This is a genomic window from Flavobacterium sp. A45 (assembly GCF_002001005.1).
GTDB lineage: Bacteria > Bacteroidota > Bacteroidia > Flavobacteriales > Flavobacteriaceae > Flavobacterium.
In genome coordinates, this window is sequence record NZ_MUNX01000070.1 from 12,786 (window position 1) to 25,243 (window position 12,458).

The window sequence follows — 12,458 nt, forward strand, 5'->3', positions numbered from 1 at the left end:
ATGTCGTCAATCATCAAAAAAACTTGACCACTAACAAATTAAAAGCTCCTTCATTTGAAATTTGCCCAATAAATCACTAAATTAGTACTCCACACTTTATAAAAAAGTGTTTCCATATTTCTACAAATTATCAACCTTTTTTATTAACTAATGATCTTTGTAATGAAAAAACTCTCCATCCCTTTTCTGTTTATAGCATTGATTTTTTCTTTAATCTGCTGTCAAAACAACAAATCATCAAATAACGACGACAGTCAAATAGACGGTCATCCAGCTTGGATCATGCAAGGCAATATTTATGAGGTTAACGTTCGTCAATACACCCCCGAAGGGACTTTTAATGCGTTTGCGAAACACCTTGACCGATTAAAAGCGATGGGAGTGCAAACGATTTGGTTCATGCCAATTAATCCTATCAGCAAATTGGACAGAAAAGGCTCTTTGGGGAGTTATTATGCCGTTTCAGATTATACCGCAGTTAATCCTGAATTCGGCACAATGGATGACTTTAAGAAACTCGTAGAGACTATCCATGATAAAGGAATGAAAGTATTAATTGATTGGGTGCCAAACCACACCGGAGCAGACCATCGATGGATTACACAACATCCCGATTTCTTTGTAAAAGACAGCTCTGGCAAACCAGCAGTTGCATTTGATTGGAACGACACAAGACAATTAAACTATAAGAATCAGGTAATGCAGGACAGCATGCTCAACGCAATGAAATACTGGATTGAAGACATTAACATAGACGGATTTCGATGCGATGTTGCCTGGAACGTTCCCGCTTCTTTTTGGCGAAAATCGATACCGGAACTAAAAAAAATGAAGGATATCTTTATGCTTGCCGAAGGAGACAGCACTTATCTCCCAAAAAGTGGTTTTGATGCGGTTTATCCTTGGCACATGTTCAAAATGATGGAAAAAGTAGCTAAAGGTGAAAAATCGGCACTTGTATTGGATAGTATCAATAAGGAAAATGAAACTTTATATCCCAAAAATACGATTCAGATGTATTTCACCAGCAATCATGATGAAAACAGTTGGAATCATGCCGATTTCGGTACTTTTCCGGGTGTTATTCACGAGCCTTTTGCCGTTTTTACTCAAACTATGAAAAACAGCGTTCCCTTAATTTACAGCGGACAGGAAGAACCTGTTTTAAGGGCCTTGAAATTTTTCGACAAAGACCCCATAACATTTAAAAACTTTCAAAGAGAAAAATTCTACAAGACATTGCTAAATCTAAGAAAGAACAACGAAGCGCTTTCCGCTAATGCCTCGTTCAAAAAAGTAAGCTTGGGAGACGATAAAGCTATTTATGCTTATGTAAGAGAAAAAGGGAATAAAAAGGTTTTGGTGATTCTTAATTTTTCTGCAAGCGAACAGACGGTATCCATAAAAGACGCTACTCTGACAGGAAAAACACATAATGTCTTTAAAGAAAAAGACGAAACCTTAACTTCGAAAGAATGGAAAATGAAACCTTGGGGTTATGAAGTTTATGAGTACTGATTTTAAATAAAAGTAGATTCTGTTAAGAAATACAATTCTCAAAAAAAGACTATCACAATGAATGATAGTCTTTTTTTTGCTAAAAATCTTTATAACCACTCTCTTTTTAAAACTAAAAGCATTTTAGAATCAAACTACAAAATACCCACTATTTAAATAGCGACAGTCTTAAAAACTCAATTTAGCGAATGCGAAATCAAAAAAAAATTGAATCAAAAAAATTAGAATTGATAAAAAAAGATTGGCTAAAAAAGAAAGTCATATAAATTGTCAAATAATCACATCATTACCTATTTCAGTGATAATAATTTAATAAATTAGTTCGAAATTCAGCCTTAAAAGCTCATATTAAACTGAAATATTAATTATTTAATACTGAGAAATATGATGAAATTGGTGCCACAGCTAAACCCAAAAGGGTGGGACGAGATGTTCTCAAATGAAGGCGTTAGAGATTCCTATGCTCAAGTTCTTCACACATTACAAAATCTAAATCCGGAAAGCCTAAATGACAAACAGCTTCAGGCTTCGGATTTGTTTATGAATCAAGGTATAACTTTTACAGTATATAGCGACAATAATCAAGGAATAGAAAGAATTTTTCCGTTTGACATTATTCCCAGAATCATCACAAAAGCCGAATGGAGCGAAGTGGAAACTGGAATAAAACAACGGCTAAAAGCCCTTAACTTGTTTTTGGAAGATGTTTATAATGGACAGCACATTATAAAAGATGGTATAATCCCCGCATCATTGATAGCTTCTTGCCCGCATTACATACAAGAAGTTCACGGGATAAAAGTGCCACATAATATTCATGTGCATATTGCCGGAATTGACTTAATTCGAGGGGCAAATGGGGAATTTTACGTGCTTGAAGATAACCTGCGATGTCCCAGCGGCGTGAGTTACATGCTGGAAAACCGTGAAATTACCAAACGAATTTTCCCGGATATGCTTACCTCCAATAAAGTAAGCATGGTAGGAAACTATCCGATGATATTTCATAACATATTGGTGTCATTGTCCCCACGAAACGTATCCAATCCCAACGTGGTTTTACTTACACCTGGAGTCTATAATTCGGCTTATTATGAACATACTTTTTTAGCCCGTCAAATGGGAATTCCACTTGTAGAAGGAAGAGACTTGGTGGTTAATAATAATAAAGTTTACATGAAAACCACTTCGGGATTACAGCAAGTGGATGTTATTTACCGTCGTTTGGACGATGAATATCTTGATCCACTGGTTTTCAAACCTGAAAGCACACTCGGCGTACCAGGATTGATTAGCGCCTATCGCCACGGAAATGTGGCCTTGGTAAATGCTGTCGGCAATGGCGTTGCCGATGACAAAGCGGTCTATGCTTATGTCCCAGATATGATAAAATATTATCTTAACGAAGAACCTATACTTAAAAATGTTCCAACATATCAAATGGAAAACAGCGAGGAAAGAGAGTTGGTATTTGCCGATATGGAAAATATGGTAATCAAAGAAACCAACGGAAGTGGTGGCTACGGAATGATTATGGGAAACAAAGCTACACAAGAAGAACTTGAAAATGGTAAAAGAGCCATTCTAGCCAATCCCAGAAACTTTATCGCACAGCCTATCATTCAACTCAGTACTGTTCCCTGCTTAATAGATGGCCAATTGAAATTACGCCATGTCGATCTAAGACCGTATGCTTTGTGTGGACCCAATGGAGTAGAAATAGTGCCTGGAGGACTAACTCGAGTCGCATTAACAGAAGGCTCATTGGTAGTAAACTCTTCTCAAGGAGGAGGAAGCAAAGACACTTGGATCATAAAGTAATTTCATTTTAAAAAATTAAAATGAATCAAAATGAAAACAGCAGCCTTAAACACAGAGAAAAACGAAAGCAAAAAGTTTGCCTTTTTACCCGAAATGGTTTTAGAACATTTAAACGACGCGAAACCAACCGAAACTACAGTAGAAAATTCAAATGAACCTGAAATCAAAAAAATAACAATAACTGCCGATCCTGAAATTCCAAATTTAGATTCAATACCATTTTCAGAAATTGTCACAAAAAAAGAAGAAATAAAGCCTATTGAAACTAAGCAAGAAGTCAAATTGGAAAAGCCAAATAGTGAAGCGGAAGAAAATTTAATCAAGCGATTTATAAATAAACTCAAAATCTATTAATCTAATTTAAAATCAATTAAAATGGAAACAACTATGCAAAGTAGAGTTACAAACGGGATGTTTTTACTCAACAATTATTCGGATTCTCAAGCTCCTATCATTGAGTCAATTATAGAAACCATTGTAGAACCTATTATTTTCAAATGCTAAAATAGAGAACTATTTAGGCCACAGTTGTCAATCATTGTGAACTTGTAAGCATTACGAGGAGCCGATTTATGGGATTGCGTGAGGGATAGAAGCTAGCTACCGAAGTAGCGCGGATAGCCCGACCGTGTTGACCAAAGGGGCTGTCTAAGAGATGCTAAAAGTAAGCCCCTTTGCTCAACAGGGTCACGCCCACACGAGCTTTTGCGAACTGACGCAGTAAATAATTTTGAATGAATTCAGTATATTCTGTTGTCAATAAACGCTTTTTACAATTTATAAATCGAATCAAATGAAGGCAAGTATGCTAAGTCGAGTTGCAGACGGGATGTTTTGGCTCAACAGATATATGGAAAGAACCGATGGTATGTTGCTAACTCTTAACACTAGCTACATACTATCATTCGACAAAGAAACCGATGATTGTCAAGGCTATAAGCCTTTATTAAAATACTATACCGATTTGACCTACGATCAAATAAACGAGGTTCAATATGACACCAACTTTGTACTGAAATACATTATTTGCGACAGTTTGAACCATAATTCGGTTAAAAATCTGGTGGTAAAAGCGCGTGAAAATGCCAGAGGTTCACAAGATAAAATAACCAAAGAACTTTGGGAACACATCAATTCGCTTTATCATTTCATGAACTCCCCAGATCTTCCCAAAAAACTAGAAACCTCCGATGCCTTAAAAATTGTAAACAAACTCAATAAAGACCTACTGCTTTACAACGGAATCTTGCATGTAACCATGCCAAGGGGATTGAGTTGGAGTTTTTCGAATATCGGAAAACTAATAGAAAGATGCCTGCAAACTATTTCGATGACGCAAGCCTATTATGCACCAATCAATTATAATCTAGACGGGAACGAAGACGTAATGTATTGGCGAAGATTACTGCTCTCCTTATCGGGTTACGAATTATACCTTAAGAGTTATAGCAATATAAAGCACAACAGGAAAGTGGTACAACACGTTATTTTCAATCAGGACTTTGCACATTCTGTGATCTTTACGCTAGAATTACTCAATAAATATTTGGATTGTCTGGTAAAAGATAGTGAAATAAGTGAAGCTCGAAAGCTGCATAACCAATTTGGAAGATTAAAAAGTTATATAGAATTTACTGATTATCAGCACCTGACTGACAAACAATTGGAAGAAGTTCTGGAAACCACAAAAGCACAACTAACTCAGTTTTCTGTCGATTTCTCTAAATTATTTTTCTCCTACACCTAATAAGTTATGGCAATATTCAAAATAGTTCACATTACAAAATACCAATACAACTGGCCAATAAAAGAAAGCATAAACGAGGTGCGGCTATTTCCTCATAACTTTGACAATCAAAAAGTAATCGATTATCAACTCTTGATTACCCATGACCCAGAAGTAGAATATTATCAAGACTATTATGGCAATCGTGTTGCTAATTTTAATAATCTTGAATCACATGAAGAAATGGTGATTGAATCCCGAATGACGGTTCGAGTTAATCATTCTCTAAAAATACCTGAAATTGACAATACCACTATTAAAGACATAGAGAAAGAAAAAAGTAAAAACATAACCTTATTGAGACTGAGTTATCCGGAAGTTATCGAAAAACAACGAGAGATCGAAGCTATTTTGAGAGCAATTGATGCAGCCAGCAAACCTATTATAGAAATTGCTCAATTATGCAATCAATATATATTTGACAACTTTACCTACACCAAAGGAATTACCAATATTGAAACCACCATTGATGAAATTTTAGAACTAAAAAAAGGAGTTTGCCAAGATTTTGCACACGTGCTGTTACAACTTTTGAGAACTATCGGAATTCCATCCAGATATGTAAGTGGCTATATTTGTCCAAACGAAAGCGGGTTAAGGGGAGAAGGAGCAACTCATGCTTGGGTCGAAATTTACACGCCCACTCAAGGTTGGCTCGGTCTAGATCCCACCAATAATATATGGACGATGGACAATCATGTAAAACTGGCTGTAGGTAGGAATTTTTATGATTGCACCCCTATCAAAGGAACTTTCAAAGGATTGGCTAGACAAACACTCTCCGTATGCGTCTCGATAGGTTATGAGGACGGCAGGCATTATGAAGAAATAAATGATGTGCTACTGGAAGAAATACCACAGGAAATAAACGATCAAATAAGTTATATTGAGCAACAACATCAGCAACAACAATAATATTCATGGCTAAAAGTTAAGCTGCCTCTTCAAATGCGATGAAATTTACCAGATCTCCTTTTTTATTAAAAATGGGGAAACCCTCAATATTACAATAATAGAGTTCTCCATTTTTTTTGTAATTCAAAACTTGTTTGACAAATGGCTTTTTTAATGCAATAGCTTCCCTAATTTCACTGGAAGTATGAACAGAGGTTTCTTTACCTTGGAACATTTTTGGCGTTTTGCCAAGAACTTCGTTTTCCAGATAACCATTCATTTTATGCATATTATGAGAGGCAAAAACAATATTCAATTTAGTATCAGTAATGAGTATTATCTTTTTTTCTAACTTGTTTCTAAAATCCCAATCTGCATTTTTCCATTTTTTACCATGGGCAAGATTTGATATTCTATGGGTATCTGAAACAATGCCTTTTATTTCCGCTTGAAAAGTCGCACTTAACCCCCAAGAAATTAATGGAATTGTATTCACTTTTAAAGAGTCAAAATACTTTGCTTTCGAATTATTGCCTTCCTTTAGAATTGCCATTGTACTGATTTTTAGAATTCAAAGATAAAAACAATTCAAATAAAATTCTTTTGTTTGTAGGTATTTAACTATTGTTGAACTTGATATTTAAAAAATTAAAAGTCAAATTTAAGCTGTACCACTATAGTTTTTTTAATTTCTGTATTTAAATTACTCAAAGAAATTCCAAGCAACCGCACCGAATCTTTCATTTTTTCTTGATATAATAACTCCTTTACCGTTTCCAGAATTAGTGCTTTATCAGATATAAAATACGGCATTGTTTTACTTCTCGTTTGTTGGGTAAAATCGCTATATTTTATTTTAAGAGTAATCGTTTTGCCCGAAATCTGATGTTTTTTTAGACGGCGTTCCAATTCTAAAGCAATTTTTTCGAGCTTTTCCAACATAAATATTTCAGAGGAAAGATTAATGTCAAAAGTATGTTCGGCCGCTACCGATTTAGTAATTCTATTGGATTTCACTTCACTGTTGTGAATTCCACGAACTACATTATAATAAAAACTACCCGACTTTCCGAAATGCTTTTCCAAAAATTCAACTGGTTTGCTTTTTAGGTCTAAACCAGTAAAAATTCCAAGTTGAAACATTTTTTCGGCGGTAACCTTCCCCACTCCATAGAATTTTTGAATCGGTAATTGCTCCAAAAAAGAAATAACTTCATCCGGATTGACCGTTTTTTGACCGTTAGGTTTATTATAATCACTGGCAATTTTGGCAACAAATTTATTGATCGAAATCCCCGCCGAAGCTGTTAATCCAACTTCATTAAATATCCTTGCTCGAATTTCTTGTGCCAATAAACTGGCGCTGGGATTTCCTTTTTTATTTTTGGTAACATCAAGATAAGCTTCGTCAAGTGAAAGAGGCTCTATCAAATCCGTATAATCACGGAATATTTTATGAATCTTTTTTGAGATTTCTTTGTAGCGATCAAAACGTGGTCTAACAAAAATAAGTTCCGGGCAATTTTTTTTTGCCAAAACACCACTTATGGCAGAACGAACACCGAATTTTCTAGCCTCATAACTGGCTGCCGAAACGACGCCCCGATTTTCGGCACCACCAACCGCAATGGGTTTTCCACGTAACTCAGGATTATCCATTTGCTCCACTGAGGCATAGAAAGCATCCATGTCGATGTGTATGATTTTTCTATGTGGTAGTGGTTCTGACATGTTACAAATTTAAAACGTTTTGAAAAAAATGGAACGCCGGAACTGTTAAAAAATAAATGAATATCTTTGATGAACGCAACTAGCACAGATAGGAACGGCAATACAATTTTAGATTTTAGATTGCAGATTTCAGATTTATAAAATTTAAGGAAATGGTAGAAATAGAAAGAAAATTTCTGGTTACTTCGGACGCATTCAAACAAGAATCTTTTGCCCAAAACAGAATAAAGCAAGGCTATTTAAGTTCGGTTCCTGAAAGAACCGTAAGAGTACGCGTAAAAGGGAATAAAGGTTTTTTGACCATAAAAGGACTCTCGAGCGAATCGGGTATGTCGCGTTTTGAATGGGAAAAGGAAATTCCTATTGACGAAGCCGAAAAAATATTGCTTTTATGTGAATCCGGTGTAATTGACAAAACCCGATTTGAAGTCAAAACGGGTCGTCATATTATTGAAATTGATGAGTTTTATGGCGAGAATGATGGACTGATTATGGCCGAAATCGAATTGCAATCTGAAGCAGATTACTTTGAAAAACCAATCTGGCTTGGTGAAGAAGTTACGAATGACAAAAGATATTACAATGCCTACTTGAGCAACAATCCTTTTAAAAGTTGGTGATTAATTAATAAGCTATCACTTTCTTAATTCCTCAATTTTTACAATTACTGCACCACTCCTTTTGTTGGATGTAATATCCATAAAAGCTTTTTTACTTAAATCGATTTCTCTTCCTCTTGCAAATGGACCGCGATCAGTAACTTCAACTACTACCGATTTCCCATTGGCTTCATTGGTTATTCTGAGTCTAGTCCCAAAAGGAAATTTTCTATGGGCTGCAGTTAATTTTTGATTGTCAAATCTTTTTCCGCTTGCTGTTCTTTTTCCATTAAACTTGTCATGATAATAAGAAGCATGGGCATTTTTTTTGAATAATACAAACTTTCCGATTTCAACAATTATAGTATCGCGGGGAATAGTAACAGGAACCAATTCTTTTTCGACAACCTTATTTGGTTTTTTTACAGTGTCTTTATTTATGGAAAATTTTTTGCTGTTTATAATGGAACTTTGACTACTTACCAAACCAATATTGGCCAGTAAAAATAAAAGTGTGATTATTTTTTTCATTTATAGTTTATTAGGTGAAACTTTGAATTGCAAAAAAAATTATGGGTAAAAAAAAGTCCCTTTCAGGACTTTTTACAATGGTTTTAAAACCACAATGACCAAGGGATTCTGCTTAAAATAAGTACTAATCCTAATCCGTAAAATATTGAGAAGGTTTTGAATTTTGATTCGCTACTTGTTAATTTTTTATGTTTTGACCAACCAATCGTAATTAAAACGATAGCAATTAGATTGATTAATGGATGTTCCAGTGAAGTTAAACGCAAAGCTTTATCTGACATTTGACCAAAAGAGGCTAATCCTAGAGGAGAAACAAAATACAAGATTATACCAACCAACAATTGAACGTGTATTCCAATTAATCCAAACAAAGCAATTTTTCTATCTTTTGGAGTAAATTCTTTTTTTGAAGACATTCCAATTATCGCATTAATAACAGCAATAAAGAGAACTAACAATGCAATATAAGCCCAACCTGAGTGAAATTTTTGTAAAATAGTGTACATAAATAAATTTTTATTTTAAACAAATATAAGCAAAAAAGTCATAAAAAAACCCCAATACACTAAAAAGCGATTGGGGTTTTGAGAACTGTATTTGATTCTTTTTTTAGAAATCGTAACGTAAACTAAAGTTCCAAGTTCTTCCAAATCCGAAGAAAACTTCATTTTTAATTGCTACACCATTGTAAAGTAAATTGTTTGAAGCGTATGTCCCTTTACTTGGGTCTGCTGGAATTGTGGAACCATTACCAGGAGAAACCAAATCATCAGCAAAGATGTTTGTTCTCGACTCCGCGATATAAGTTTCATCTAATACGTTGTTCACATTTATTCTGAAATTTACAGATTTGTCTTTTTTAGCTCCAACAAGCATTTTATAAGAAAAACCAGCATCCATCAATCCATAAGAAGGCAATTCTAAAGATCCTTTATTATCTGCTTTAGAGAAGCTTCCTGGAGAAATTGCTGCATATAAATTATCGAAATAATTGTAATTAGCATCTAAAAACACTCTTGTCAAAACTTCATAAGAAGCCCCTACTGCAGCAGTCATTTGCGCCGCATCTCCAACTTTTATTCCGTCTAAATAAAGAGTGGTTGCAGTACCTCCTCCAATAGGATTGTTAGCAGCATCATATCTAGTACTTGTACTGTTCCCCTTGTACTCCCAATTTCCATAAGAGAACATTGCATTCATTTTGAATTTATCTGTAATTCTTGCATTTCCTTCAAATTCTACACCAGTATGATTTTGCGTAACACCTTGGAAATCATAATAACCGCCTGGATTCAAAACATCAGCATCATTTGATCTTTGGTATCTGTCAGCCCAATTTGTATAATACAAATTCACATTAGCAGTAAAAATTGATGAACGGAAACCGTATCCTGCTTCAAAACCAGTGATCTTTTCGTTTGTTAAATTTCCATTTACTTTAGATGCATTGTTTGGGTAAACAGCATTAAAGAATGGCTGTTTTGAATAATATCCTGCATTTGCAAAAACATTATGCTGTTCATTGATGTTGTAGTTAACACCTCCTTTAACGTTGCCTCCAAGAATATTTTCAAATTCTGAAACAGAAAGTTCATCAGTACTCAAATATTTGAAATAATCCACTCTTTGAAAACCTTGCTGAGAAACTGATCCTTGAATAAATGCTGTCAAATTATCTTTAGAATATTCTAATTGAGTAAAAGCACCATACCAATTAACATTCCCGTCATTGTTGAAATTAATTTTGTCTCCTTTAGTAGCATTTGAAAAAGGATTTCCTGATGGGCTCACAGTATAAGTACTAGTCAAAACTCTAGATGGATTATTCACATCAGTATTATCAAAATACTCAGTACCACCCAACATACTATTCAAATTTTGGTAATGAATACCTGTATACGTTCTTGCATCAACACCTATATCCCAAGTTATGTTGTCTGTGAATTTTTTATTGAAATTTACTACCCCACCGTACCAGTCATGAGAATTGATAGAAGAAATTCTGGATATACCTGAAGATGAAGGTCCTGTTCCAGCTGGTGATCCTGCAGGAAGTGGTCTAGTAGCAGATGGTGTATATCCATCATAAGCACTGTTTTGATAATCACCGCCTACTTGTGTTCTAGTTCTAGCCACACCATTAATCATAACTGTCTGACCAGAGTTGTAAGCTTGAATTTTTTCAAAATCAACTAAACCGTCAGCAGTTCTGAAAGCAGCATTTAAGTAATTCAATCCTCTGATACCTCCAGCTCCTCTAGCTCCTCCTCCACGACCCCAAGAGCCATAAATTACTGTAGATAATTTTGAAGTCTCGTTGATTTTGTAATCCCAGTTAACAGAACCAATTGGTTTGTGGAAAAAGTTTCTTCTCATGTTAAACTCTTCACCATTCAAATAACCCCAATCAGAATTGTATCTTGTATTTGGATCTTCTTTGGTGCCATATTTTTGATACGTTTCAATAGTAATACTTGAACTTCTTTGGTTGTGCCATTGTGGAGCTCCCGTAAAAGTAAATTGAAAGTCATGTTTATTATCTTTAGTGGCATAACCTAATGCAATAAAATAATTATCACCCACAAATTTAGTACCATCAATATAACCATCTCCCATAGTATGACTGTATAATACTGACGCAGAAAGACCATTTTCTAATCTTCCTGTAGAATAAGACGCCTGAGTTTTTAGATAATTTGCGTTCCCAAAAGAAGATCCAACAGAACCTCCCTCTTTACGATCTGAAGATTTTGTAAGTATATTAATTGTTCCTCCAACAGAAGATATAGCCAGCTTTGAAGAACCAAGTCCTCTTTGTACCTGCATTGCAGAAGTTACATCAGACAAACCAGCCCAGTTACTCCAATATACAGCACTGTTCTCCATGTCATTTACAGGCATACCGTTTATCATAACTGCAATATTTTCCTGAGCAAATCCACGAATAGTAATTCTTGAATCTCCAAAACCTCCACCCGTTTTTGTAGCATATACAGAAGGTGTGCTTTTCAAAATTTCCGGAAATTCCTGAGTTCCTAATTTTTCCTGAATTTCTGCAGCTCTAATTGTAGAAACAGCAACAGGCGTTTTTCTATCCTTTGCAACGTCCACAACAGATGATTTAACAACTATCTCACTCAATTCGTTAGAATTGGAAACCAATATGATGTCTCCTAAATTGGCAGTTCCGTTTGAAATTGTAAAATTAACAGTTTGGTTTGCAAAACCAATATACGAAATAATCAATTGCCCAGAGTTCGTATTAGAATCAATGGTGAATTTACCATCAAAACCAGTTGAAGCACTAGCTGATGTTCCTTTAACAGCAATATTTGCTCCAGGTAAAGGACTTTGTCCGTCTGTAATAGTTCCAGTAATTTTTCCTTGTGAAAATACGGTCGAAACCATCAAAAACAGTAATCCAGAGAGTAACCAATTTTTCATTGTCTTCATTCTTGTTAGTTTAAATATTTTTGGCAAAATTATAACATTTGAACGAATTAATGTTAAGAAAGCTTTAATAAATTGCGCATTTAATAACTTTTAAATTCAAAAGAAGCATATTATAACTTTATTGT

Annotated in this window: 12 protein-coding genes; 7 read left to right on the plus strand and 5 right to left on the minus strand. The window is 34.8% G+C overall.

What is annotated here, in order from left to right:
* Positions 1–162 precede the first annotated feature (162 nt).
* The 6 genes from B0E44_RS07300 to B0E44_RS07320 all read left to right on the plus strand — a co-directional run bounded on the left by B0E44_RS07300 (position 163) and on the right by B0E44_RS07320 (position 6,040).
* Positions 163–1,518, plus strand: a complete 1,356-nt coding sequence (locus B0E44_RS07300; RefSeq protein WP_165688777.1) for an alpha-amylase family glycosyl hydrolase — start codon at positions 163–165, stop codon at positions 1,516–1,518.
* Positions 1,519–1,902: 384 nt separating this feature from the next.
* Entirely contained in the window at positions 1,903–3,339 is a 1,437-nt protein-coding gene (locus B0E44_RS07305) for a circularly permuted type 2 ATP-grasp protein (RefSeq protein WP_077372296.1), read from the plus strand.
* A 30-nt stretch (positions 3,340–3,369) separates the two neighbouring features.
* Positions 3,370–3,693, plus strand: coding sequence for a hypothetical protein (locus B0E44_RS07310; RefSeq protein ID WP_077372299.1), 324 nt, complete (start codon positions 3,370–3,372; stop codon positions 3,691–3,693).
* A 21-nt stretch (positions 3,694–3,714) separates the two neighbouring features.
* The gene (locus B0E44_RS19080; RefSeq protein WP_256382261.1) at positions 3,715–3,843 is read left to right on the plus strand and encodes a hypothetical protein; all 129 of its coding nucleotides are present in this window, start codon (positions 3,715–3,717) and stop codon (positions 3,841–3,843) included.
* Between the two features lie 289 nt (positions 3,844–4,132).
* A complete protein-coding gene (locus tag B0E44_RS07315; RefSeq protein ID WP_077372302.1) occupies positions 4,133–5,086 on the plus strand; it encodes an alpha-E domain-containing protein in 954 nt (317 codons plus the stop codon).
* A gap of 6 nt (positions 5,087–5,092) precedes the next feature.
* A complete protein-coding gene (locus tag B0E44_RS07320; protein WP_077372306.1) occupies positions 5,093–6,040 on the plus strand; it encodes a transglutaminase family protein in 948 nt (315 codons plus the stop codon).
* 16 nt (positions 6,041–6,056) lie between these two features.
* Here the strand turns inward: B0E44_RS07320 and B0E44_RS07325 are convergent, their stop codons facing one another.
* A complete protein-coding gene (locus tag B0E44_RS07325) occupies positions 6,057–6,572 on the minus strand; it encodes a PAS domain-containing protein (protein ID WP_077372309.1) in 516 nt (171 codons plus the stop codon).
* A gap of 95 nt (positions 6,573–6,667) precedes the next feature.
* Positions 6,668–7,750, minus strand: coding sequence for a DNA polymerase IV (dinB, locus tag B0E44_RS07330; RefSeq protein WP_077372312.1), 1,083 nt, complete (start codon positions 7,748–7,750; stop codon positions 6,668–6,670).
* Between the two features lie 152 nt (positions 7,751–7,902).
* Between dinB and B0E44_RS07335 the strand changes: the two genes are divergently transcribed.
* Positions 7,903–8,370 carry a CYTH domain-containing protein gene (locus B0E44_RS07335; protein WP_077372315.1) on the plus strand — a complete coding sequence of 156 codons (468 nt, stop codon included), beginning with the start codon at positions 7,903–7,905 and terminating at the stop codon, positions 8,368–8,370.
* Positions 8,371–8,385: 15 nt separating this feature from the next.
* Here the strand turns inward: B0E44_RS07335 and B0E44_RS07340 are convergent, their stop codons facing one another.
* The 3 genes from B0E44_RS07340 to B0E44_RS07350 all read right to left on the minus strand — a co-directional run bounded on the left by B0E44_RS07340 (position 8,386) and on the right by B0E44_RS07350 (position 12,333).
* A complete protein-coding gene (locus tag B0E44_RS07340; protein ID WP_077372317.1) occupies positions 8,386–8,880 on the minus strand; it encodes a septal ring lytic transglycosylase RlpA family protein in 495 nt (164 codons plus the stop codon).
* An 83-nt stretch (positions 8,881–8,963) separates the two neighbouring features.
* Positions 8,964–9,386, minus strand: coding sequence for a hypothetical protein (locus B0E44_RS07345; protein ID WP_077372319.1), 423 nt, complete (start codon positions 9,384–9,386; stop codon positions 8,964–8,966).
* 103 nt (positions 9,387–9,489) lie between these two features.
* Positions 9,490–12,333, minus strand: coding sequence for a TonB-dependent receptor (locus B0E44_RS07350; protein ID WP_077372322.1), 2,844 nt, complete (start codon positions 12,331–12,333; stop codon positions 9,490–9,492).
* Between the last annotated feature and the right edge of the window lie 125 nt (positions 12,334–12,458).

Excerpts from the sequence above, each read along its gene's own strand:
- B0E44_RS07315 (WP_077372302.1), top strand. The coding sequence starts at position 4,133 with ATGAAGGCAAGTATGCTAAGTCGAGTTGCAGACGGGATGTTTTGGCTC.
- B0E44_RS07305 (WP_077372296.1), top strand. The coding sequence starts at position 1,903 with ATGATGAAATTGGTGCCACAGCTAAACCCAAAAGGGTGGGACGAGATG.
- B0E44_RS19080 (WP_256382261.1), top strand. The coding sequence starts at position 3,715 with ATGGAAACAACTATGCAAAGTAGAGTTACAAACGGGATGTTTTTACTC.
- B0E44_RS07340 (WP_077372317.1), bottom strand. The coding sequence starts at position 8,880 with ATGAAAAAAATAATCACACTTTTATTTTTACTGGCCAATATTGGTTTG.
- B0E44_RS07335 (WP_077372315.1), top strand. The coding sequence starts at position 7,903 with ATGGTAGAAATAGAAAGAAAATTTCTGGTTACTTCGGACGCATTCAAA.
- B0E44_RS07350 (WP_077372322.1), bottom strand. The coding sequence starts at position 12,333 with ATGAAGACAATGAAAAATTGGTTACTCTCTGGATTACTGTTTTTGATG.
- B0E44_RS07345 (WP_077372319.1), bottom strand. The coding sequence starts at position 9,386 with ATGTACACTATTTTACAAAAATTTCACTCAGGTTGGGCTTATATTGCA.
- B0E44_RS07325 (WP_077372309.1), bottom strand. The coding sequence starts at position 6,572 with ATGGCAATTCTAAAGGAAGGCAATAATTCGAAAGCAAAGTATTTTGAC.
- dinB (WP_077372312.1), bottom strand. The coding sequence starts at position 7,750 with ATGTCAGAACCACTACCACATAGAAAAATCATACACATCGACATGGAT.
- B0E44_RS07300 (WP_165688777.1), top strand. The coding sequence starts at position 163 with ATGAAAAAACTCTCCATCCCTTTTCTGTTTATAGCATTGATTTTTTCT.
- B0E44_RS07310 (WP_077372299.1), top strand. The coding sequence starts at position 3,370 with ATGAAAACAGCAGCCTTAAACACAGAGAAAAACGAAAGCAAAAAGTTT.
- B0E44_RS07320 (WP_077372306.1), top strand. The coding sequence starts at position 5,093 with ATGGCAATATTCAAAATAGTTCACATTACAAAATACCAATACAACTGG.